The sequence below is a fragment of the Collinsella sp. HCP28S3_E12 genome, from assembly GCF_052065595.1.
In the GTDB taxonomy this organism is placed as follows: domain Bacteria; phylum Actinomycetota; class Coriobacteriia; order Coriobacteriales; family Coriobacteriaceae; genus Collinsella.
In genome coordinates this window covers 1-23397 of sequence record NZ_JBQHTS010000009.1, presented here as the reverse complement: position 1 = coordinate 23397, position 23397 = coordinate 1, and the positions used below count along the sequence as shown (strand labels likewise).

The 23397-nt window shown below is 60.2% G+C and carries 21 protein-coding genes and 2 tRNA genes; 18 read left to right on the top strand and 5 right to left on the bottom strand.

The window, feature by feature from the left end:
- Positions 1-48 precede the first annotated feature (48 nt).
- Complete coding sequence (gene argB, locus ACTNBY_RS04980) at positions 49-1029, top strand: acetylglutamate kinase (protein ID WP_441054886.1); 981 nt, start codon at positions 49-51, stop codon at positions 1027-1029.
- 68 nt (positions 1030-1097) lie between these two features.
- A complete protein-coding gene (locus ACTNBY_RS04975) occupies positions 1098-2381 on the top strand; it encodes an aminotransferase class III-fold pyridoxal phosphate-dependent enzyme (protein ID WP_441063639.1) in 1284 nt (427 codons plus the stop codon).
- Positions 2382-2729: 348 nt separating this feature from the next.
- Here ACTNBY_RS04975 and ACTNBY_RS04970 read toward each other — a convergent pair.
- From ACTNBY_RS04970 to ACTNBY_RS04960, 3 genes are all read right to left on the bottom strand, one after another.
- Positions 2730-2805, bottom strand: a tRNA-Val gene (locus tag ACTNBY_RS04970).
- A 57-nt stretch (positions 2806-2862) separates the two neighbouring features.
- Positions 2863-4731: an asparagine synthase (glutamine-hydrolyzing) gene (gene asnB / locus ACTNBY_RS04965; protein WP_441042422.1), complete on the bottom strand. Its 1869-nt coding sequence runs from the start codon at positions 4729-4731 to the stop codon at positions 2863-2865.
- Positions 4732-4934: 203 nt separating this feature from the next.
- On the bottom strand, positions 4935-5150 hold the full coding sequence (locus tag ACTNBY_RS04960) for a hypothetical protein (protein ID WP_441063638.1): 216 nt from the start codon (positions 5148-5150) through the stop codon (positions 4935-4937).
- A gap of 202 nt (positions 5151-5352) precedes the next feature.
- On the opposite strand from ACTNBY_RS04960, the gene ACTNBY_RS04955 reads away from it, so the two are divergent.
- The 16 genes from ACTNBY_RS04955 to ACTNBY_RS04880 all read left to right on the top strand — a co-directional run bounded on the left by ACTNBY_RS04955 (position 5353) and on the right by ACTNBY_RS04880 (position 22517).
- Positions 5353-6870 (top strand): Mur ligase family protein, encoded by a 1518-nt coding sequence (locus ACTNBY_RS04955; protein WP_441063636.1) that lies wholly within the window; start codon positions 5353-5355, stop codon positions 6868-6870.
- 130 nt (positions 6871-7000) lie between these two features.
- Complete coding sequence (locus ACTNBY_RS04950) at positions 7001-7912, top strand: HAD family hydrolase (protein WP_427793596.1); 912 nt, start codon at positions 7001-7003, stop codon at positions 7910-7912.
- A 53-nt stretch (positions 7913-7965) separates the two neighbouring features.
- The gene (gene murI, locus ACTNBY_RS04945) at positions 7966-8850 is read left to right on the top strand and encodes a glutamate racemase (protein ID WP_441063635.1); all 885 of its coding nucleotides are present in this window, start codon (positions 7966-7968) and stop codon (positions 8848-8850) included.
- A 52-nt stretch (positions 8851-8902) separates the two neighbouring features.
- Complete coding sequence (rph, locus tag ACTNBY_RS04940) at positions 8903-9628, top strand: ribonuclease PH (protein ID WP_441039003.1); 726 nt, start codon at positions 8903-8905, stop codon at positions 9626-9628.
- Between the two features lie 142 nt (positions 9629-9770).
- The gene (rdgB, locus tag ACTNBY_RS04935) at positions 9771-10412 is read left to right on the top strand and encodes an RdgB/HAM1 family non-canonical purine NTP pyrophosphatase (RefSeq protein ID WP_118206636.1); all 642 of its coding nucleotides are present in this window, start codon (positions 9771-9773) and stop codon (positions 10410-10412) included.
- Between the two features lie 3 nt (positions 10413-10415).
- The gene (gene dtd, locus ACTNBY_RS04930; RefSeq protein WP_117797049.1) at positions 10416-10862 is read left to right on the top strand and encodes a D-aminoacyl-tRNA deacylase; all 447 of its coding nucleotides are present in this window, start codon (positions 10416-10418) and stop codon (positions 10860-10862) included.
- Between the two features lie 114 nt (positions 10863-10976).
- Positions 10977-11273, top strand: coding sequence for a Veg family protein (locus ACTNBY_RS04925; protein WP_118206416.1), 297 nt, complete (start codon positions 10977-10979; stop codon positions 11271-11273).
- Positions 11274-11275: 2 nt separating this feature from the next.
- Positions 11276-12172, top strand: coding sequence for a 4-(cytidine 5'-diphospho)-2-C-methyl-D-erythritol kinase (gene ispE, locus ACTNBY_RS04920; RefSeq protein ID WP_441063633.1), 897 nt, complete (start codon positions 11276-11278; stop codon positions 12170-12172).
- Positions 12173-12221: 49 nt separating this feature from the next.
- Positions 12222-12298: transfer RNA gene (locus ACTNBY_RS04915), tRNA-Pro, on the top strand.
- 112 nt (positions 12299-12410) lie between these two features.
- The gene (gene tatA / locus ACTNBY_RS04910; RefSeq protein ID WP_195838497.1) at positions 12411-12686 is read left to right on the top strand and encodes a twin-arginine translocase TatA/TatE family subunit; all 276 of its coding nucleotides are present in this window, start codon (positions 12411-12413) and stop codon (positions 12684-12686) included.
- Between the two features lie 106 nt (positions 12687-12792).
- A complete protein-coding gene (greA, locus tag ACTNBY_RS04905; protein ID WP_006234960.1) occupies positions 12793-13263 on the top strand; it encodes a transcription elongation factor GreA in 471 nt (156 codons plus the stop codon).
- A gap of 79 nt (positions 13264-13342) precedes the next feature.
- Complete coding sequence (lysS, locus tag ACTNBY_RS04900; protein WP_154514782.1) at positions 13343-15307, top strand: lysine--tRNA ligase; 1965 nt, start codon at positions 13343-13345, stop codon at positions 15305-15307.
- 341 nt (positions 15308-15648) lie between these two features.
- Complete coding sequence (locus ACTNBY_RS04895) at positions 15649-17217, top strand: threonine/serine ThrE exporter family protein (protein ID WP_441063631.1); 1569 nt, start codon at positions 15649-15651, stop codon at positions 17215-17217.
- Positions 17218-17529: 312 nt separating this feature from the next.
- On the top strand, positions 17530-17922 hold the full coding sequence (locus ACTNBY_RS04890; RefSeq protein ID WP_441063630.1) for a hypothetical protein: 393 nt from the start codon (positions 17530-17532) through the stop codon (positions 17920-17922).
- 171 nt (positions 17923-18093) lie between these two features.
- On the top strand, positions 18094-20736 hold the full coding sequence (locus ACTNBY_RS04885) for an ATP-dependent Clp protease ATP-binding subunit (protein ID WP_441063629.1): 2643 nt from the start codon (positions 18094-18096) through the stop codon (positions 20734-20736).
- A gap of 323 nt (positions 20737-21059) precedes the next feature.
- Positions 21060-22517: an aminoacyl-histidine dipeptidase gene (locus ACTNBY_RS04880; RefSeq protein WP_441063627.1), complete on the top strand. Its 1458-nt coding sequence runs from the start codon at positions 21060-21062 to the stop codon at positions 22515-22517.
- A gap of 80 nt (positions 22518-22597) precedes the next feature.
- On the opposite strand, the gene ACTNBY_RS04875 is transcribed toward ACTNBY_RS04880, so the two are convergent.
- Together ACTNBY_RS04875 and ACTNBY_RS04870 are read right to left on the bottom strand one after the other, a co-directional pair.
- Positions 22598-23182, bottom strand: a complete 585-nt coding sequence (locus ACTNBY_RS04875) for a manganese efflux pump MntP (RefSeq protein WP_441063625.1) — start codon at positions 23180-23182, stop codon at positions 22598-22600.
- 143 nt (positions 23183-23325) lie between these two features.
- On the bottom strand, positions 23326-23397 hold a 72-nt coding region (locus ACTNBY_RS04870; RefSeq protein ID WP_441015707.1), incomplete at its 5' end, for an IS3 family transposase.

The window sequence follows — 23397 nt, the reverse complement described above, 5'->3', positions numbered from 1 at the left end:
CGGGCAGCGGAGCACAGCGCGATAACGATACGAAAGACGAGGTAGATTATGAAATTCGCACGCGATTGTCGTTCGGGCGAATCCAACGAAGCAACTGCGCAGCTGCTGTTCGAAGCGCTGCCGTGGATTAAAAACCTGACCGGCAAGACGGTCGTTATCAAGTATGGCGGGGCCGCCATGGTAGACGAGCAACTGCGTCGCGACGTGATGAGCGACATCGTTTTGCTCAAGATTATCGGCATGCGCCCCGTCATCGTGCATGGCGGCGGTAAAGCCATCAACGAGGCGCTGAGCCATTACGATATGCCCGTCGAGTTTAAGAACGGCCAGCGCGTGACCACGCCGGCGACCATGGATATCGTGCGCGAGGTGCTGGGCGGCAAGGTTAACCAAGAGCTGGTGGCGGCAATCAACCACCACGGTAACTTGGCCGTGGGCGTATCGGGCAGCGACGCCGGCACGCTCATCGCCGAGCCGCTCGACCCCGAGCTCGGACGCGTGGGCAAAGTGACGCATGTCAACACCGACTACATCGAGAACTTGCTCGATAGCGAGTATATTCCCGTCATCGCTACCGTCGCGGCGGGGGAGGACGGTGGCTTCTTCAATATCAACGCCGACACCGCCGCCGGTGCCGTTGCGGCGGCGCTCCACGCGCACAAGGCGATCTTTTTGACCGACGTCGACGGCCTGTACAAGGACTTTAGCGATAAAGACTCGCTCATCTCCAACCTAACGCTCGACGAGGTTAATGAGATGCTCTACGGTGGCGAGGTCGATAAGGGCATGATTCCCAAACTGCGCGCGGCCGTCGATGCGCTTGTCGGCGGCGTATTTCGCGCTCACATCATTAACGGTACCACGCCGCATTCGCTGCTCCTGGAGCTGCTGACCGATGCCGGCGTCGGCACCGTGATCCACTCTACCGAGACGGCCTACGAATTTGATACGCACCCGCACCCGCTTTCGACCTTTGCGGCGCGCCTGACCGAGAACCTCGACGAGGTCGAGAAGCTCCAGACGGTCTAGCTGGTTAGAAATCGTCACACCGTTACACCCACAGTCCGCGCCACCTGGCGCTTAACGAAAGGCATCTCATGTCACTTGCAGCTCAACAATCGCTCGAATCCCACTACGTTATGCAAACCTTTGGCCGCTCGCCGGTCGAGTTTGTCGAGGGCCACGGCATGAAGCTCACCGGCGACGATGGTCGCGAATATCTCGATTTTCTTGCAGGTATTGGCGTATGCAGCCTAGGCCACGGCAATCCGGCGGTGCTCTCGGCGCTCGAGGCCCAGGCCAAGAAGCTCCTGCATGTCTCCAACTACTTCTACATTGAGCAGCGCGGCCAGGTCGCGGCGTTGCTGTCCAAGCTCGCCAACGACGATGCGGACGGTGCGCGCGTGCTTGCCGACGCGATTGCCGCTGGCGACGAGACCACGGCGGCGGCGCTTGGCGCTCCGACTGCGGGCGAGCAGGTGTGGGAGACGTTCTTTGCCAATTCCGGTGCCGAGGCCAACGAGGGCTCTATGAAGCTCGCGCGTCTGTATGCCAAACGTGCTGGCAACGGTGGCAACACCATCGTGTGTATGCGCGGCGGATTTCATGGTCGTACGCTCGAGACCATTGCGGCGACCATGCAGGATTGGCTGCAGGACAGTTTCCGCCCGCTGCCGGGTGGCTTTGTGGCATGCACACCCAACGATGTAGATGAACTGCACGCAATCTTTAAGCAGCTGGGAAGCGAGATTTGCGCTGTGATGCTCGAGCCGATCCAGGGCGAAAGCGGTGTGCATCCCATGACCGAGGAGTTTATGGCTGCGGCACGCGACTTGGCACACGAGGTGGGTGCCGTGCTTATCGCCGACGAGGTCCAGTGTGGTATTTTCCGCTCCGGCAAGCCGTTCGCGTTCCAGACTTATGGTGTGGAGCCCGATATCATGAGTCTTGCCAAGGGCATCGCCGACGGCGTGCCCATGGGTGCCGTGGTGGCAAAGAAAGAAATCGCTGACATCTTTAAGCCCGGCGACCATGGTTCGACCTTCGGCGGCAGCTGCTTGGCCATCGCGGCGTGTGCCGCGACGCTCTCCGCGCTTGTGCGCGGTGACTACGCATACCATGCCGCCAAGGTGGGTACCTATATGGAGGCAAGGCTCGCCAAGCTGCCGCATGTTACCGAGGTGCGCGGTCGCGGCCTAATGCTCGGCTGCGATTTGGACGATGCTGCGGGTGATGCGCACGACGTTGTGGCTCGCGCATTGGTGGCTGGTGCGGTGATTAACGCTACGGGTGCACATACACTGCGCTTCTTGCCGCCGCTCGTGTGCGAGGAAGCCGACGTGGACAGCTTAATCGAGATCCTGGCGGGTGTTTTTGCTTAGCGTCATCAGGCATAGCAATTTGAAGCGGGTTCCAGACCGTCACGTGCCGTTTGGCGCACGATTGGGCGAACTGGAGCCCGTTTTGCTATCGATTTGCCATGGCTGGGATAGGCCGTGTGCATAAAAGAAAGGCCCCCATCGCTGGGAGCCTTTTCAATCAAGTGGTGGGCGATGAGGGATGTCCGCGTGCGGCTGGCGCCGCCCGCGCCCCGCTTCGTCGCTCCGCTCCTCGCGTGCTGCGCTGGAAAACGCTTCGCGTTTCCTCAGCTCCGCACCCTTGCGGGTTCGAATCCCATGCACCGGGCGCAAACAAAAACGGTCCCCTTGCGAGGACCGTTTCCAATTCAGTGGTGGGCGATGAGGGATTCGAACCCCCAGCCTTGTGCGTGTAAAGCACCTGCGCTAACCGTTGCGCCAATCGCCCGCGGGAATTGAGTATAGCGGAAACCCTGCGGGGTTCACCGCTAATTCATAACGAAATCTAAGCGGCGACTTCGGTGCCCTTGTTCTCGTCGATAAAGAAGCGCTTGTACCAAATGAGGAACGTCAGCGTGGTATAGATCTTGCGCTGGTTGAGCGCGCGGCCCTCAAAGTGATCGTCGAGCAGCTTCATGAGCGCATCGGTGTCAAAGAAATCGGCAGCCCACGGTGCGGTGAAGTACTCCTTGACGTAGTCGTAGTACTTCTGCTCGCGCAGCCAGAACTTAACTGGCACCGGGAAGCCAACCTTCTTGCGTGTTGCCCACTCATCGGGCAGCGTGCGATTGGCGGCGTGGCGCAGGACAAGCTTGCAGCCCTCTTCGTTGACACGGTAGTTGGCGGGAATATGCTCGGCGAACTCCATGACCTTTTTGTCCAGGAACGGAACGCGGAGCTCCAGGGAGTGCGCCATGCACATCTTGTCTGCCTTGAGCAGAATGTCGCCCGGAAGCCACATGTTCATATCCAGATATTGCTTCTTAGAGAGCTCGCAGCAGTCGGGGACCTGCTTGTAGTACTCTGCGCACATTTCGGAGGCGTTCTTGCCGGTGTCGTAAGCTGGCTTGAGAACCTCGTCAACCTCGGACGGGTCGAACACCTTTGCCTGGCCCACGTACCAGCGCTCGGGGACCTCGGCGCACTTGGTCAGGAAGTTGTGACCCTTAAAGTAGGGGAGATGCTGAACGAGCGAGCCCAGGGCACGGCGCACGCCGAGCGGCACGCGCTTCTTGAAGGATCGCATCTCGGGGGTGTCCTCGTACCACTCGTAGCCGGCAAACAGCTCGTCGGCGCCCTCGCCCGAAAGGACGACGGTAACTTCCTCGGCGGCCATCTGTGCCAGATAGTACAGCGGTACGCTGGAGAGGTTCGATTGCGGCTCGTCCATGTGGTACTGGATATCGGGTAGCGCGTCGAAGAACTCGTCGGCGGTGATCATCTTGCGCACGTTCTTAATGCCAAGCTTGTCGGAAAGCTCGGCGGCGTAGTTGGTCTCGTTGAAGTTCTTGTAGTCAAAGCCGACGGAATACGTGGTGTCGGGCATGAGGCAGGCGGCAATGTAGCTGGAGTCGACGCCGCCGGAGAGGAATGAGCCAACTTTAACATCGGCGATGCGGTGCGCGGCAACGCTCTCGTGCACGACCTTGTCGCACTCGTCCACGTACTCCTCGAAGCTCTTGGAGTTGTCATCGGTAAAGTCGCAGCTCCAGTAGCGCTTGATGTCCATAGTGTTGGTCGTAAGGTCGTACGTAAAGCAATGCGCGGGGGCAAGCTTGAACACGCCCTTAAAGAACGTCTCCTCCGTGGCAGGGAACTGCAGCGTGAGGTAGGGACGCAGCGCGTCGCGGTTGACGGCCTTCTCAAACTTGGGGTGGTCCAGGAAGCTCTTGATCTCGGAGCCAAACAGCAGCGAGCCGTCGGAGGCCCGGTAGTAATAGAACGGCTTGATGCCAAAGATGTCACGGGCGCCGAAGAGCTTGTTCCTGTTCTGGTCGTGAATCACGAACGCATACATGCCGCGCAGGCGGTTGACCAGGTCCTCGCCCCACTCCTCGTAGCCGTGCACCAGGACCTCGGTGTCGGCGTTGCAGTGGAAGACGTAGCCGGCAGCCTCGAGCTCGGCGCGAAGCTCCTGGAAGTTGTAGATCTCGCCGTTGAAGACGATGGTGACCTTGCCGTCATCGCTCGACATGGGCTGAGCGCCAGCCTCGGAAAGGTCGAGAATCGAAAGACGGCGGAAGCCGAGGGCGACGTTATCGACGATGTGCTGGCCACCCATATCCGGCCCGCGATGGATGATGCGATTCATCATGGCCGTGAGAACCAGCTCACTCTGTTCATCTGTACCGGTAAAACCGACAAAACCGCACATGCAAGATCCTTTCTGCTGACGGCTTAGGTGCGCTGCCGCAAGGTTTGCAGCAGTCGATATCAATCAATCCTTACTATCATGCCAATCTTTTGCTTCGTGATGGGGCATAAGCGCCGAGGGGACCGAAAAACCACGGCCCGCACGTTGGGTGAAGCGGCGGGCCGTGACTGCGACGATTACTGTGTGCGAGAGCGCGAGAGGGGCTAGCGCTTGCCGCGCTTGGCAAGGCGGTGCTCTACCTTGGCGACGACGTGGATGAGCGGAATCGTCACAACCAGATAGTAGAGTGCGGCGCAAATGTAGGGTGTGATGTTGCCCGTGGTGGCCGTGAGGTTTTTGGAGAACAGCATGAGTTCCATGACGCCGACGCTCGAAAGCAGCGACGTGTCCTTGTAGAGCATGACAAACTCACTGGTCATCCCCGCATCGCGCGCATTTGTAGGGCGGGGGTTTTGTTATTTCGAATTAACCGTGCGCTGGTCCTTGCAAGTTTTTAGGGTGCTGAGACACTCGCAAGGTCAGGTGGCATATTAGGATGGTTGATAATACAGGGGCGCGACCGGATTCATCTGGGACGGTTTTTGCTCTTTTAAGGTTAGGTTTAGCGAGAAAGGTCGTTATATGTCGGGTACGACGAAGGAGAAGCTGGCTTTGATGCGCTATGTGGAGCTGCTCGAGGCCGAGGCCCTTGTTGTTTCCAAGCCGGATACTCTTTGCGACCAGCGCATCGAGTTTGCGACCGACGACTCGCGCCAGGTACGTCCGGGCACATTGTTTGTCTGCAAGGGCCGTGCGTTCAAGCCCGAGTATCTGGTCTCGGCGATTGCCGAAGGCGCCGTGGCGTACGTGTCCGAGGTTGATTACGACGTCGATATTCCCGCTGTGATCGTCAACGATATCCGCCGTACGCTCGCTGTGGTGGCGGACGCCTATTACGGTCATCCCTCGGGCAAGGTGAAGGTCTGCGCTTTTACGGGCACCAAGGGCAAGTCGACCTGCAGCTTTTATCTGCGTGGCATTCTCGCCAACGAGGCTAAGCTCACGGGCCGTCATCGACCAGCCCTCAACACGGGTATCGAGTTCGATGACGGTATCGAGGCCGGTCCTTCTAAGCTAACGACCCCCGAGTCCTTCCTTTTGCAGTCGCGTATCGCACATGCCGCCGAGGCGGGCGCTCCGTGGCTGGTCATGGAGGCGTCGAGCCAGGGCCTCAAATACGAGCGTACGGGCAAGATTGACTTTGAAGTGGGCGCCTTTACCAATATCGGTGAGGACCATATCTCGCCGATCGAGCACCCCACGCTCGAGGATTACTTTGCCAGCAAGCTCAAGATTTTTTCGCAGAGCCGCTTTGCCGTGGTCAACCTCGATATGGACCACGTCGACCGCGTGCTCGAGGCGGCGTCCCGCTGCGAGCGCACGGTGACGTTCTCGCTGACCGATGGACGCGCCGACGTGCGTGCGTTGGCCATTCGCAACGGCGATTGCGGCGTGATCGCCACGGTCCGCACGCCGCGCTTTACGCGTGACATCGTGATCCCCACGCCCGTCAAGTTCAACGTGTCCAATGCGCTTGCCGCTATTGCCTGCGCCGAGGCCCTCGGCATTTCCGAAGAGGGCATCGTCCATGGCTTTGAGGGCGTCTTTGTTCCCGGTCGCATGGAGCTCTATCCGTCTGCATCGGGCAAGATTTTGGGCGTCGTTGACTATGCGCACAACGGCATGAGCCTCGAGACGCTTTTGCGCGACCTGCGCGAGAACTATCCCGAGCGCGAGCTGGCGGTTGTCTTTGGTGCAACGGGAGGCAAGGGTGTCGATCGCCGTACTACGATGGGTATCGCTGCCGGCAAATACGCCGATCGCATCGTGATTACCGAGGATGACCCGGGCCCCGAGGACGTCGAGGACATCTGCGCCGAGATTGCGCGCAATGTCCAGGCGCAGGGAAACGATAACTGGCAGATCGTGTGCGACCGCGCCGCCGCTATCGAGACGGCCGTGCGCGAGACCGACCGCCCCGCTGTGGTTATCGTGACCGGCAAGGGCGAGGAGGAGTGCATGCTGCGCAAGAACGGACCCGAGCCCTGCGAGCGTGATGGCTCGGTTCTCAAGCGCATCCTTGCGGCGTACGACGCCTAAGCGCCGCTGCCTTTAGGATGGCGTTTGCGAATCATCGACGCCCGATGATGCGGTGCCTCTCAAGCGTGTTCACCTTAGGGAAAACGCGGTACCAAGATTAAGTCTTTTCTACGTAATAAATGGAGTGACCATGTCCCACAACACCCTGCCGACCGTTGCCGAGCTTTCGGGCGAGATGCGCGAGCGCCTTGCCAAGGTCAAGTACGTCTTTACCGATCTGGACGCCACGATGCTCGCGCCCGGCTCGTGCGTGCTGCGCGACAACGACGGCAATCCCTCGACCAAGCTCGTCGAGGCCGTCGTGGCGCTTGCCCGCGCTGGCATCCAGGTAATTCCCACCTCGGGTCGCAACCGCACCATGATCCACGAAGATGCCCGCGTGCTCGGCCTCAACTCCTACATTGGCGAGATGGGTGGCCTGGTCATGTACGACCTCAAGGCCAACGACTGGGAGTATCTGACCGGCGACATGCCTTACGACCCCGCCTGCGGCCTTACGCCGCACCAGGTGATTGAGCAGACCGGCGTGTGCGAGAAGATTCTCGCTCGCTGGCCGCACAAGATCGAGTACCACAACGACATGTCGACTGGCTATAAGTACCGCGAGGTTACCGTCGGCATGCGCGGCGATATTCCCGATGACGAGGCGCAGGCCATCCTCGACGAGGCCGGCTGCGGTCTGGTCTGGGCCTGCAACGGCCACTTGACTCATCTGTCCAAGCCGACGACCCTCGAGCTCGATCGCGTCGAGGACGGTCGTGCCTTTAACATCAATCCGTCGGGTCTCGACAAGGGCGTGGCGGTCGCGCGTTTCTGCGAGCATCTGGGCATCGAGCGCGACGAGACGCTGGCACTCGGCGATTCCGAGTCTGATTTCTACATGGCCGACCACGTGGGCACGTTCTGCCTGGTCGAGAACGGTCTGACCAGCGCCGGCGCGTCCGAGTTTCTTGCGTCCTGCGATAACGCCTTTGTCACACGTGGCAGGATCGTTGACGGCTGGGCGGCGACGGCGGAGCTGCTCGTCGCGGCCCGTTCATAGCGCGGTGCCGTTACGCTTGGCCATATCTTTTCGAGAGAGAATCTGGTGAGGTAATGTCCGATATCGAGAATCTGGCCGGTGATACGCGCCCCATCGGCGTGTTCGACTCGGGCCTGGGCGGCTTGACGGTTGCGCGCGCGATTGCGACGGCGCTTCCGCACGAGTCCGTCTACTACTTTGGCGATACCAAGCGCTGCCCTTACGGCACCCGCACCGAGGACGAGGTGCGCTCGTTTGCGCTACAGGCGGGGCGATGGCTTTCGAGACACGACGTCAAGATCATGGTCATCGCCTGTAATACGGCGACGGCAGCGGCGCTTCGTCTGGCTCAGCAGGTGCTCGATGCCCCCGTGATTGGCGTAATTGCGCCGGGCGCGCGTGCCGCCATCAACAGCACCCGCACGCGCCGTGTGGGCGTGCTCGCCACCAACCTCACCATCCGCTCGGGCGCCTACACGCGCGCCATCCAGGACTTGGATGCCGGCGTGGACGTGTATGGCTGCCCTGCCTCGAGCTTTGTCGAGGTTGTCGAGCACGAGCTCGCCTCGGGTGCGCATCTGCAGGAGCAGTGGCTCGAGAACGAGGATATTTTTGATACGCCAGCCGTTCGCGCGCTGGTCAACGCCACAGTCGAGCCACTGCACGATCGTGGCATCGATACCGTGGTGCTCGGCTGTACGCACTTTCCGTTGCTGGTGGGCCCCATCCGTCATGCGTTGGGGCCCGGGGTGCGCGTGGTGAGCTCCGCCGAGGAGACCACCCGCGAGCTGACCGATATCCTCACGCGCCGTGAGCAGCTGGCGGGCAACACCGCCGAGCCGCAGCATCGCTTTGCCACCACGTCCGACAACATTGCCGAGTTTGCGGTGGCGGGCAGCTTTATCTTTGGCCAGCCGCTCAAAAGCATCGAGCATGTCGATATCGACGAACTCGGTTAGGCACGCAATGTCGCCGGAGTCTTCGCCACTCTTTTGCCGAAAGGATAGTTCCATGGAATATATGCAGGTCAACCGCGCCAACGGCCGCGCCGCAAACGAGCTGCGTCCCGTTAAGCTCACTCGCGGCGTCATGAAGCACGCCTACGGCTCGTGCCTGGCAGAGTTTGGCGACACGCGCGTGCTGTGCGCCGCCACCATCGAGGAGGGCGTTCCGGGCTGGCGCAAGGGCGCCAAGGCCGGTTGGGTAACGGCGGAATATGCGATGCTGCCGGCGTCGACCGGCAAGCGCTGCAAGCGCGAACATGCCAACCGCAAGGGCCGTTCCATGGAGATCGAGCGCTTGATCGGCCGCAGCCTGCGCACCGTTGTCAACATGAAGGCGCTCGGCGAGTACACCGTTACCGTTGACTGCGATGTGATCCAGGCCGATGGCGGCACGCGTACGGCGAGCATCACCGGCGCCTGGGTGGCGCTGCACGACGCCCTTGCCATGTGGGTCGAGGCGGGCAAGCTCGAGCGCATTCCGCTTACCGGTCAGGTTGCCGCTATTTCCATGGGCGTCGTCGACGGCAACACCCTGCTCGACTTGGATTATTCCGAGGACAGCCACGCCGAGGTCGACATGAACCTCGTCGCCACCGACTCCGGCGAGATGATCGAGCTCCAGGGTACCGGCGAGCAGGCGCCCTTCGACCGCAAGCGTCTCAACGCCCTGCTCGATCTGGGCGACAAGGGCATCGCCGAGCTCATCGAGCTTCAGCGTCAAGCCCTCGCCTAACCTGCCAAAAGGGGATGTTGATTTTGGCAGGTTTAATCTGCGAAAACGCCGAAGTATAAGACTGCCGTTGATTGAGAGGGGAGAGGCCGAGGCCCTCGTCGTCCTCTACACGGCATTGCTATAAGAGACAAGGAGGCCAGCTATGGCACTTGAGAAGATTGACATCGACACCCTCGACCCGGCGGCGACCATTGTTGTGGCCACGGGTAACGCCCATAAGCTCACCGAGATCGAGGCCATTTTGGGCAAGGTCATGCCCGAGGTGCGCTTTGTGGCGCTCGGCCAGCTGGGCGATTTTGAGGACCCCGAGGAAAACGGCACGACGTTTTTGGAGAACGCCATCATCAAGGCGCAGGCTGCGGTCGAGGAGACGGGCCTTATGGCCATCGCCGACGATTCCGGCTTGGTCGTCGATGCGCTGGACGGCGAGCCGGGTGTGTATAGCGCGCGTTATGCGGGCGTACACGGCGATGATGCCGCCAACAATGCCAAACTTCTCGTTAATCTGGAAGGCGTGGCAGACGAGGATCGCACCGCACGCTTTATGAGTGTCGTTGCGCTCATCGACCAAGACGGCCTGGTCACCTATGGCGAGGGCGCCTGCGAGGGCGTTATCGCACACGAGGGCCGCGGCGACCACGGCTTTGGCTACGACCCGCTGTTCCTGCCGGTCGATACGCCGGGCAAGACTATGGCCGAGCTCACAGCGGACGAGAAGAACGCCATCAGCCATCGTTTCCATGCACTCGAGCACCTGTCCGCCAAACTCACGGGCGAGGAGTAGGCCGTGCGTGCGGTGGTGCAGCGCGTGCTCAACGCCGGTGTGACGGTCGACGGCGAGTGCGTGGGCCGCATTGGGCGCGGCTATCTGGTATTGCTGGGCGTGGGCCATGGCGATACGCGTGCCGAGGCCGATAAACTATGGGGCAAGCTCCGCGGGCTGCGTATCAACGAGGACGAGAACGGCAAGACTAACTTGGCGCTTGCCGATGTCGACGGCGAGGTGCTCGTGGTGTCGCAGTTTACGCTGTTTGCCGATTGCCGCCACGGCCGTCGTCCGTCGTTTACGGATGCTGGCGCGCCCGATGTCGCCAACGAGCTTTATGAGTACTTTCTGACGCTCGTCGCCCAGGACGTCGACCACGTGGCGCACGGCATCTTTGGCGCCGACATGAAAGTCGACCTGGTCAACGACGGCCCGTTCACCATTGTCCTCGATACCGACAATCTGTAAGTAGCCTAATTAGCTACTTGCGTGGGGTTGTAACAGGGTGCTATAGTATTAGAGTTTTGTCTATCTTAGGGGTATTATCCCCTTTTTGAATTGCACCTTCTGGAGGCCCTGTTCATGGAAGAGATGGAAGTCAATTACGTCGACGACATCCACGAGAAGCTGACCGATATGGTGGGCGATCGCGTCAAGGTGAAGGCCAACATGGGCCGTACCCGCGTTGTCGAGCGCATGGGTACCATCAAGAGCGTCCACCCGGCTGTCTTTATCGTCGAGGTTGACGAGCGCCGCGGCCGCAAGTCGCGTCAGTCCTACCAGTACATCGACGTCCTTACCGGTCAGGTTGAACTGTTCGACCCCGAGAGCGGCGAGCACATCTTTACTCCGCTCGGCAACCAGCTCGAGGAGCATTAACGGTGACCGATCGGTCCCTCATCCTTACTGCGCCGGCAAAGATTAACCTCTACCTGGGGGTTCATACCGAGCGCGATACCCGCGGCTACCACAAAGTCGATTCCCTGATGGCAGCTGTCGGCCTAGCCGATACCGTGACGGTCACGCCGGCGCAGGCGTTGACCGTCCAGACGGTTCCGGCATCAGATTTTCCCATGCAAAAGAATACTGCCTACCGCACCGCCGTCGCCATGGCCGATCATTTCGGGCGCGAGGCAAATGTGTGCGTGACGATTGAGAAGCGCATCCCGCTGTGCGCCGGCCTGGGCGGCCCCTCGACGGATGCCGCGGCGGTTATCGTTGCCCTGGCTGAGCTGTGGGGCATCGACCGCACTGATCCTGCGCTGGATGAGATTGCGCGTGGCATCGGCGCCGACGTGCCGTTCTTTTTGCATACGAGCCCCGCATTCTACGTGGGTGGGGGAGACGTTCTGGCAACTGAGTACCCCGCGCTTCCTGTGACGCCCGTTGTGCTGGTCAAGCCGCGGGAGGCGAGCGTTTCTACAATTGAGGCCTATCGACGTTTTGACGAGGCCCCGGTGCCCGCGACTGCGCCCGGTGCCATTGCATCGGCTCTTAGCGTGAGTGATGCAAAGATGGCGTATTCGCTCATCCATAACAACTTGGGCGTCATTTCTGCTTTGATGGAGCCGCAGATCCAGGCGGTTCTCGACTGGCTGAGCGAACAGGAGGGAACCGTTGCCGTGGACGTGTGCGGGTCGGGTGCCTGCTCGTTTGCCATTTGCGACACCGCCGCCACGGCCGAAAGGCTTGTCGACGCCGCCCAGCAAAATGGCTGGTGGTCCTGCGCGACTGAGCTTATTCCCAAAACGGTTCAAATCGACGCGCCAAAGAAATAAAAATTTCTCTAGCACGCAGCGAAAATCTTTGTTACTATAGTCGAGCTAACGGGTTGTGGCTCAGTTTGGTAGAGCACTGCGTTCGGGACGCAGGGGTCGCTGGTTCAAATCCAGTCAACCCGACCAGAGCATGAGGAGGGACCGCTTCTTGCGGTCCCTTTTTTTAGCTATTGTTGTGATACCGCGATACCCGCGGTATACTCATTCGAGCTTGTCTCGCTGTTTTGTGGAGGTCTACATGTTTGGACTGAGGGCTCCTGAGCTCATCATTATTCTCGTCGTTGTCCTGATTATCTTCGGGCCCAAGAACCTGCCGAAGCTCGGCAAGTCCCTCGGCTCTACCGTCAAGAATATCCGCGAGGGTATGGAGGGCGACGATAAGGACGAGACCAAGCAGGCCGAGGACGTTGTGGTCGAGGAGTCCGAGGAGGACAAGAAGATCGCAGAGCTCGAGGCCCAGCTCGCCGCCGCCAAGAAAAAGAAGGCAGAGGACGGCGACGCGGACGCAGAGTAGTCCCATCCCTTTGGGGTGAGCACCTGACCGGCTTGCCCGCAGGCTAGCCGGTCTTTTTCGTTATGTTGACAGTTGATTGTTACATCATAGTTGGGGAGATATCCGTATGGACGCAAGCCAGATCGTACTGACCGCTGAGGGCCGCCAGAAGCTCGTCGAGGAGCTCGCTTGGCGTGAGGGCGATTACGCCAAGGAGATCGTCGAGGACATCAAGGAAGCCCGCGCGTTTGGCGACCTTTCGGAGAACTCCGAGTACGATGCCGCCAAGGACAAGCAGGCTCAGAATGCTGCCCGCATTGCCGAGATTCAGGCTATTCTCGCCAACGCTCAGGTTGCTGCCACCACGGGCGATCTGACCGTCTCCATCGGTTCCACCGTTTCGCTGATTGATCCCAACGGTGAGGTCATGGAAGTCACGCTCGTCGGTACCACCGAGACCAACTCGCTCGAGCACAAGATCTCCAACGAGTCCCCGGTCGGCCACGCCATCATCGGCCACGGCGAGGGCGACTCCGTCGAGGTCGTTACGCCTTCCGGCAAGACACGCGTCTACACCATCGCCAAGATCGCACGCTAGACCACGGTCCCGCGTAAAGGTATGTTTTCGCTCCCTGGGACCGAATCCTGGGGAGCGTTTTAGTTTGAGGAGCTAACTTATGGCAGAGAACCAGAACGCCGCCGAGCAGGCATCGACGCTCAACGACGAGCGCGCCACGCGCCTGGCCAAGCGCGCCGCCCTGTTCGAGGCGGGCCAGAACCCCTATCCCGAGCACTCCGAGATCGAGGACTACGTTGCCGACATCGAGGCTAAGTATGCCGATCTTGCCGATGGCGAAGACACCGAGGACGTCGTGAAGATCGGCGGCCGCGTGGTCGCCAAGCGTGGTCAGGGCAAGATCATGTTCATCGTCGTGCGCGACGCAACGGCCGAGATTCAGCTGTTCTGCCGCATCAACGACATGGATGAGGCAGCCTGGAATACGCTCAAGGCCCTCGACCTTGGCGATATCCTGGGTGTGACCGGTGTGGTTGTGCGTACTCAGCGCGGCCAGCTCTCCGTCGCCCCTAAGAGCGCGACCCTGCTCTCCAAGGCCGTTCGCCCGCTGCCCGAGAAGTTCCACGGTCTCTCCGACAAGGAGACCCGCTATCGTCAGCGCTATGTCGACCTGATCGCCAACGACGATGTCCGCGAGACCTTCCGCAAGCGCTCGCAGATCCTCTCCACCTTCCGTCGCTTTATGGAGTCCGACGGCTACATGGAGGTCGAGACCCCCATCCTGCAGACCATTCAGGGTGGCGCTACGGCTAAGCCGTTCATCACGCACTTTAACGCTCTCGATCAGGAGTGCTACCTGCGCATTGCTACCGAGCTGCACCTCAAGCGCTGCATCGTCGGTGGCTTTGAGCGCGTCTTCGAGATCGGTCGTATCTTCCGTAACGAGGGCATGGACCTCACCCACAACCCCGAGTTCACCACGATGGAGGCCTACCGTGCCTTCTCCGATCTCGAGGGTATGAAGGCGCTCGCCCAGGGCGTCATCAAGGCTGCCAACAAGGCCATCGGCAACCCCGAGGTCATCGAGTACCAGGGTCAGACCATCGATCTTTCCGGTGAGTGGGCAAGCCGCCCCATGACTGATATTGTCTCTGACGTGCTCGGCAAGAAGGTCACCATCGACACGCCTGTCGAGGAGCTTGCTGCCGCCGCGCGCGAGAAGGGCCTGGAGATCAAGCCCGAGTGGACTGCCGGCAAGATCATCGCCGAGATTTACGATGAGCTGGGCGAGGACACCATCGTCAACCCGACCTTCGTGTGCGATTACCCCATTGAGGTCAGCCCGCTCGCCAAGCGTTTTGAGGACGATCCGCGTCTGACCCACCGCTTTGAGCTGGTCATCGCCGGCCACGAGTACGCCAACGCATTCTCCGAGCTCAACGACCCGGTCGACCAGGCTGAGCGCTTTGCCGCCCAGATGGCCGAGAAGGCCGGCGGCGACGATGAGGCCATGGAGTATGACGAGGACTACGTGCGCGCCCTCGAGTACGGTATGCCTCCCGCGGGCGGCATTGGCATCGGTATCGACCGCGTGGTCATGCTGCTCACCAACCAGGCTTCCATCCGCGATGTCCTGCTGTTCCCGCACATGAAGCCCGAGAAGGGTTTCCAGTCCGGTGCCGCTGCCGCCAAGGCTGCCGAGGCCGGCAACGCCGCGAGCCCGTTCGTTAAGTCGCTCAAGCCCACGCTCGATTACTCCAAGATCGCCGTTGAGCCGCTGTTTGAGGAGTTCGTCGATTTCGATACCTTCTCCAAGAGCGATTTCCGCGCTGTGAAGGTCAAGGCATGCGAGGCCGTCAAGAAGTCCAAGAAGCTGCTGAACTTTACGCTCGACGACGGTACCGGTGCCGACCGCACCATCCTCTCCGGCATCCACGAATACTATGAGCCCGAGGACCTGGTCGGCAAGACCCTGCTTGCCATCACCAACCTGCCACCGCGCAAGATGATGGGCATCCCCAGCTGCGGCATGCTCATCAGTGCCATCCACGAGGAGGAGGGCGAGGAGCGCCTCAACCTGATCCAGCTCGACGCCTCCATTCCCGCCGGCGCAAAGATGTACTAATTGGTTCCGCCGTTCTACCGAACGGCGGACCAGCCGACGCTGCGCGCCGCCCAGGGCGACAATTTGTCATTCAAAAGGCAAGGCATGACCAGAAGGTCTATGCCTTGCCTTTTTCATGCCAACTTGTTCGCCCTGGACGTCGCTCGCTGGCGTTGCCAATACATCGACGTTGTCGGAGTGGTCATTGGGGACGTTCATAAACGACTAGTCATTCAAGAACGTCCCCAATGACTACCCAATGGCTATTGCACGCATGGCTCGCATGACAGCCGTCTCTTTTATGTTTCCTTTAGCCGTCGCTGTCTAGGATGGGGGTTAGTCGATAGGAAGGGAGCACCGGGATGGACGATGCGAGCGAGCGCGCAATCGAAGAGGACATGCTCGATCAGTTCAATTACTTTGATGATGAGGACGAGGAGCTGATCGACCGTCGCGAGCCAGCGCCGCTTGATTCCTTTGATCTGGTCGATGAAGAGACTGATGAGGTTGAGGACGAATCAACGGAGTCCCCACAGTCTTCGCGCCTTAACTCGCTGCTTTCGAGAGCCCCCATGCACCACGGCGTTCGTGCCGGCGCGCTCTATATGAAAACTGACTGGCACCAGATCGTGACGGCAGGCGATGAACTTGCCGTCGATGCGCCGCTCACCGATAAATCATCCATCGTCTGCCGCACCGGTATGCTTATGCTCGCGAGTGGAACGGGTGCCTGGCGCGTACGCGATACCATGAATCGAGTCGCCGCCGTACTCGGTGTCACCATCCATGTTGACTTAAGTCTCCTGTCGTTTGAGTGTACTTGCATCGAAGATGGCCACTGCTTTAACGAGGTCGTCAGTCTGCCGACAACCGGCGTCAACACCCATCGCATTTGGATGATGGAGAGTTTCCTCAAGGAAATCGAGACCTATGGTCGTCGCTTCACGGTGCACGAGTATCACGAGATGCTCAAGACCGTTGAGAGTTCAAAACCTGATTACGCGCCCTGGCAACAGGGCCTTGCGGCAGCCTGCGCCTGTGGCGCCTTTGTCTTTTTACTTGGTGGCGGTCCCATTGAGATGGCATGCGCGTTCGTGGGCGCGGGCGTCGGCAACTTTGCCCGCTCCCATATTCTCAAGCAAGGCCTTGGTCAGTTCAGCGCTTTGACGCTCGGTGTCGCACTGGCCTGTATCTCATATTTGCTGGCATTGCTCGGCCTCGCCCAGGTTGTTCCGGGTGCAATGTCGCACCAAGAAGGCTATATCGGCGCCATGCTCTTTGTGATTCCTGGCTTTCCGCTTATTACGGCAGGTCTCGACATCGCTAAGCTCGACATGCGAAGCGGTATCGAGCGTCTTTCGTATGCTGTGTCGATTATTGTGATGGCGACCCTCGTAGGTTGGATGGTTGCCGAGTGTGTGGGACTGGCGCCGGACGACTTTGCCCCATTGGGCCTTTCGCCGCTTGCCCTTACGCTCCTGCGCGTGGTGATGAGCTTCGTTGGCGTATTCGGCTTCTCGGTGATGTTCAACAGCCCGGTAAAGATGGCCGCGGCAGCTGGGTTGATCGGCGCCGTGTCCAATACCCTGCGTCTGACCCTTGTCGATGCGCCGACGATGATTCCCTTCCTGGGCCTCAGCACGGGAATGCCTCTCGAGGCAGCAGCGTTTATCGGCGCGCTGGTATCGGGTCTGCTGGCAAGCTTGGCCGAAGTCAAGCTCACCTACCCGCGCATCGCCCTCACGGTGCCTTCGATTGTCATTATGGTGCCCGGTCTGTATCTCTATCGCTCTATGTATTACATGTGCACCTTCGACACAGTCAATATGCTCGGCTGGTTTGTGCGCGCAGTGCTCATCGTAGCGTTTCTGCCCGTTGGGCTGGGTGTGGCGCGTACGCTCACCGACCCTCGCTGGCGCTACACCAGCTAATTGGTACAAGGGGGACAGGTTACTTTGCACCAAATGAGTTGCGGTGAAATAGGGACTGAATTGCTGCTTAAAGGGTCAAAACAGTCCGTATTCCACTGCAACTTATGGGGTCGGGGGATTATCGGTGCCCTGCATCTTCATAAACTCAACGCTTACGAAGCGTTTGCTGTTCGTGTTAGGGTAGTTCCACCACATAAGTAGTCGCAGACGCACGTACCACGGGCGGGCGAGATGAAGTCCCAGTAACTCCATCTCGCCCGCCCGTTTTTGTTGGCGGCGCCGCGGCGCAACACAGAAAGGACCATGCCCTTTATGCCTATCAATAAACGAGAGAGCCTGCTGTTTACCTTTATCATGTGCTTTTGCATGGTGCTCTGGATGAGCATCTACAACGTTGCCTTGCAGCATAGGGCCATCAACGGCGAGGTCATTGCCGCCGCGTGGCTCGGCTTCCCCGTTGCCTACATTTTTGCCATGTGCTGCGACTGGTTTGTTGCCAGCCCCCTTGCCAAGGGTTTCGCTTTTAAATTCCTGGTCACGCCGGGGTTGCTCGCTTTGTCTTCCGACGCGCCTTCCCCATGGGAACCGTCTTTGAAGAGCAGCATATGGAGCTCGTACGTATGCCGGGCGCTCCCGCTGCCGATGTCGACGATGACGATGCCGAGAGCATGGACGCCGAGCCCGCCTCTAGGCAAGAGCCTCTAACCTAGAGCGCCCGCCGCACCCGGCGATTCCTTTTTTGTAGACGTTGTCGTATGGCTGCACGCGGAAAAGGCCACAGCGGTTAACATATACTCCATATGGGTAAAGAGACCAAAGCGCCGCCACGAGTGGCGCTTTGCGTTTGAAAAACTAGCTCGTCTAAGAGGAACTAGCATGTTGGACCGTTTTACCGATCGCGCGCGCAAGGTCATGTCCATGGCCAAGCAGGAGGCGCTCGATCTTCACTCAAATAAGGTGGGTACCGAGCATCTGCTGCTCGCGCTCGCCAAGGAGGACGAAGGCATTGCCGCCGAGGCACTGCGCTCACTCGATATCTCCTACGATGACATCATGGACACGCTCAAGGAGGTCCAGACCACCGTTCCCGAGCCCAGCGAGGAGACCGAGGCAGCTAAGCTCGCTTTTACGCCGCTCGTCATCAGCGTGATGGAGCGTTCCTTCCGCGTGGCGCGCGAGAACAACCAGACCTATGTGTCGACCGAGCACCTGCTCATCGGTATCGTCGAAGAGGGCAACGGCATGGCCATGGACATTCTCATGCGCCTGGGTGTTTCGTCCGCTTCCATTAAAAAAGCCATCGAGAAGCTTACCGCCAAGGATCAAGACAAGAAGCGCCCGCTCGCCGGTGCCGGTGCCGGGCGTCCCGGTGCAGGCCTGCCGTTCTTTAGCGGCTCGGACGCCTCACAGCAAAAGGGGGACGGCACCGACACGCTCAAGCAGTTCGCCACCAACCTTACGCAGAAGGCGCGCGACGGCGAGCTCGACCCGGTGATCGGTCGCGAAAAGGAAGTCCAGCGCATGATGGAGATCCTTTCGCGCCGCACCAAGAACAACCCGCTTATCTTGGGTGACCCCGGCGTGGGCAAGACGGCCATCGTCGAGGGCCTGGCGCAGCAGATCGCTGCCGGCAACGTGCCCGAGAACCTTATGAACCAGAACATCTGGACGCTCGACCTGCCGGGTCTTGTCGCGGGCGCCAAGTATCGCGGTGAGTTTGAGGAGCGTCTCAAGAACGTGATCCAGGAGGCAACCGAAGCCGACGACGTCATCCTGTTTATCGACGAGATGCACACCATCATCGGTGCCGGTTCTGCCGAGGGATCCATCGATGCAAGCTCCATGCTCAAGCCCGTGCTCGCGCGCGGCGCTTTCCAGATCATCGGTGCCACCACGGCCGAGGAGTTCCGCAAGTACCTCACCAAGGACCCGGCCTTCGAGCGCCGCTTCCAGACCATCGATGTTGAGGAGCCAAGCGTCGAGGACACGGTCAAGATCCTGACCGCGCTCAAGCCGCGCTACGAGGAGCACCACCACGTGCGCTATACGCAGGGTGCCATCGAGGCTGCCGCGAACCTCTCCAACCGCTACATCCAGGATCGCTTCCTGCCCGATAAGGCCATCGACCTCATCGACGAGGCCGGCGCCCGCGCCCGCATTGCCGCCAACCGTGCGCCTGAGCCGGTGCGCGAGGCCGAGCATCGCGTGGAGGAGCTCAAGGCTGCCGCGCAGGAGGCCACCGAGGGCGACGACATGAACAAGGCCGCCGAGATTACCGAGCAGCAGAAGGCTGCCGAGATTGAGCTCGCCGAGGCCAAGGCAGCTTGGACGGCCGAGCTCGACGCCAGCCCGCTCACCATCGATGTCGCCCAGGTTGCCGACATCGTGTCCGTGACCTCGGGCGTGCCGGTGTCTTCGCTCACCGAGAGCGAAAGCCGTCGTCTGTTGCAGACCGAAAGCGTGCTCAAGACCCGCATTATCGGCCAGGATGAAGCTGTCGAGGCCGTGGCCAAGGCAGTGCGCCGCAGCCGCTCGCCGCTCAAGGACCCGCGTCGTCCCGGCGGCAGCTTCATCTTCTTGGGTCCTACCGGCACAGGCAAGACCGAGCTCGCCAAGACGCTCGCCGAGTACCTCTTTGGCAGCAAGGACGCGCTCATCAGCTTCGACATGTCGGAGTTTGGCAGCGAGTTCGAGGTCTCCAAGCTTATCGGTAGCCCCCCGGGCTACGTGGGCCACGACGAGGGCGGTCAGCTCACCAAGGCCGTTCGCCGTCACCCGTACTCGGTCGTGCTGTTCGACGAGATCGAGAAGGCGCACCCCGATATCTTCAACATCTTGCTGCAGGTGCTTGAGGAGGGTCGCCTGACCGATAGCCAGGGCAAGACGGTCGATTTCCGCAACACCGTGATCATCATGACGTCCAACGTGGGCGCCCGCGAGATTGCGCAGGATGCGAGCGTTGGCTTTGGCACCACCGGTGAGCAGGGTCTTACCTCGAGCGAGATTAAGGGCCGTGCGATGGGCGAACTCAAGCGCCTGTTCCGCCCCGAGCTGCTCAACCGTATCGATGACATCGTGGTGTTTCAGAAGCTTTCGGGCGAGAACCTGACCAAGATCGCTCACCTGCTGGTGGACGACTTGCGTCAGCGCCTGATTGCCAACGGCATGAACATCAAACTCACCGATGCGGCCTACGACAAGATCGTAGCCGAGGGTACCGACCTCACCAACGGCGCACGTCCGCTGCGCCGCGCCATCCAAAAGCTCATCGAGGATCCGCTGTCCGAGGAGCTGCTGGCCGGCGAGTGGGGCAGCGGCGATACCGTCCTATGCGACGTGGCCGACGGCAAGTTCGTCTTTAGCCACGGTACGGGCGAGATTCCAGCGCCGCGTCCGGCAGGTGCGCTTGGGGGCGATACCGCTCCGGAAGCGCCGCACACCGGAAACGCCGCGCCTGTGAGCAGTGGCGTAAGCTCGGGCCCCGGCGGCATGATGCAAGCCGGTTCCGGCGCGCTGTAGGGCGTGACAAAACCTTGTGTCCACGAGGGCGTTCCAAAGGAGCGCCCTTTTTTCTGTTGGAAAGGCCCTCGTTCAAAGTAAATCTCATTAAACATACCAACGGTGTATGCATAAGCGTTGATCAAGCGTTGAAGTTGGTTGAAGGGTCCAACGTCCCTTCGGCGCGGTCCGTCTACCTGCTTTATCTTAATAAAGTGGCGTTTCTCCGCCGTTAGCCGATGATGCGAGAGCGCTCGGCGTTTTCGACTGGTTTATGCAAACGAAGTCTGGGAATATACAAGGCGCATGTCTTATTGTCTAACCAGTTGCGCCAAGGAGGCACCATGGACTACAAGATCACCGGCTATGAGCCCGCCCAGCTGTTCCATTTCTTTGAGGAGGTCAGCGCGATCCCCCGTGGGTCTGGCAACGAGAAGGGCATCAGCGATTTCCTGGTTGCGTTTGCCAAGGAGCGCGGCCTCGATGTGTACCAGGACGAGGTCTACAACGTCATCATTCGCAAGCCCGCATCTGCCGGTGCCGAGAATGCCCCGACCGTAATGCTTCAGGGCCACATCGATATGGTGTGCGACAAATTGGGCTCCGTTGAGCACGACTTTACGACCGATGGTATCGACCTGCTCGTCAAGGACGGCGTTCTCACCGCTAACGGCACCACGCTGGGCGCCGACAACGGTATCGCCGTTGCTCTGATGCTCACTGTTCTCGATGACGATTCGATTGTTCACCCCGCCCTGGAGTGCGTATTCACCACCGATGAGGAGACTGGCCTGGTCGGCGCCGAGACGCTCGACAAGTCCCAGATTAGCGCCCGCACCATGATCAACCTTGACTCCGAGGAAGAGGGCGTTGCCACCGTCAGCTGCGCCGGCGGCGTCGTCGTTACCTACACCTGCCCGATCGCGCGCGAGCACAAGACCGGTAGTACCCTCACGTTCGACATCTCCGGCCTGCTAGGCGGTCACTCCGGCAGCGATATCCACCTGGAGCGCGGCAACGGCAACCTCATCATGGCCCGCATCATCGACCGCCTGATGGTTGCCGGCGAGCCCGCCATCGTTAGCTTTAACGGCGGCACCAAGGACAACGCCATCAACCGTGAGTGCAAGGCTGTTCTGGTCTACGCCGACCACGCTGCCGCCGAGGCCGCGGCCCAGATCGCAAAGGGCATTATCGCCGACGTCACTGCCGAGCTCGAGGTCTTCGACCCCGGCTTTACCTGCACTATCGAGATTGCCGACGACGCCGAGGTCGAGGCCATGGACGAGAAGTCCGCGCTTGCCCTCATCCGCGCCCTGCGTCTTGCCCCCAATGGCGTGATCCGCCGCAACGTTGCTACCGACGGCTCCGTCGAGGTTTCCTCCAACATCGGTGTGGTTGCCACTTCTGACGACGAGGTCAAGATCATGCTGTCCCCGCGTTCCTCGATCACCTCGCTGCAGAACGAGTTCAAGGACCGCCTGCAGACGCTGGCCGATGTCCTGGGCTTCGACGCCAAGTTTGAGTTCGAGTATCCCGGCTGGAGCTATGCCGAGCATTCACCGGTCCGCGACGTCTTTGTCGAGAGCTATCGCGAGCTCTTTGGCTCCGAGCTGCGCATCGAGTCCATTCACGCCGGCCTTGAGTGCGGCCTGTTTGCCGAGGCCCTGCACGGCCTGGACGCCATCGCCGTGGGCCCGACGCTCTCCGATGTCCACACCCCGGACGAGAGCATGGAGCTCGCTTCTGCCGAGCGCTTCTACGAGCTGCTCATCGACGTCCTCAAGCGCCTTGCCGCGTAAAGGTCGCCTTGGTTAAGCCGCTCTAAAACGGCTGGCTATGAAAACGGCCGCCTGGCGTAATGCCGGGCGGCCGTTATTCGTCACAGTGCGAGGATCCCAAGGTGCTCAAGCAGGATCTTAAGCCCGATGAGGACGAGTACGACGCCACCCACGATGGTGGCGGGTTTTTCGTAGCGCGCGCCAAAGGTGTGTCCGATCGCTACGCCGGCGACGGAGAAGATAAACGTTGTGACGCCGATAAGTGATACAGAGGGCACGATATCGACCGAGAGCGCGGCAAACGAGATGCCCACGGCGAGCGCGTCAATCGAGGTGGCGATGGCAAGGATTAGGTACTCGCCCAGGTCGATCTTTTCGGCATCCTTGCCGTCGCCTTCGTCCTCATTCTCGTCTTCGGTAAAGGTTTCCCACAGCATCTTGCCGCCGATAAAGGCCAAAAGGATAAAGGCGATCCAATGGTCGATGGGACCGATGATGCCCATGAACTGGCTGCCGAGTGCCCAACCGATTGCGGGCATGCCGGCCTGAAAGCCGCCAAAGAACAGGCCGAGCACAACGGCGACTTTAAGGTTGATCTTTTTCATGCCGAGACCCTTGCAGATGGAAACGGCAAAGGCGTCCATCGAAAGGCCAACGGCGAGCAACACGAGCTCTGCGAGTCCCATAGTCTGGCCCCCTCTCTGCGGGCGAACCCGATTACACGACCACTCCCTCATTTATATGAGACCCGATGCTACCACATGAGCAGCCAAAAGAGCCCCGTCCCAAATTGAACTGCACCCCAAAACCTGGACGGCTTAAATAAGAACTACGCCGCAAGGGACTGTCTCCGGAACTCCTCCGGGGTCAGTCCCTTCAGTTTAACCTGGCGCCTCCTCGT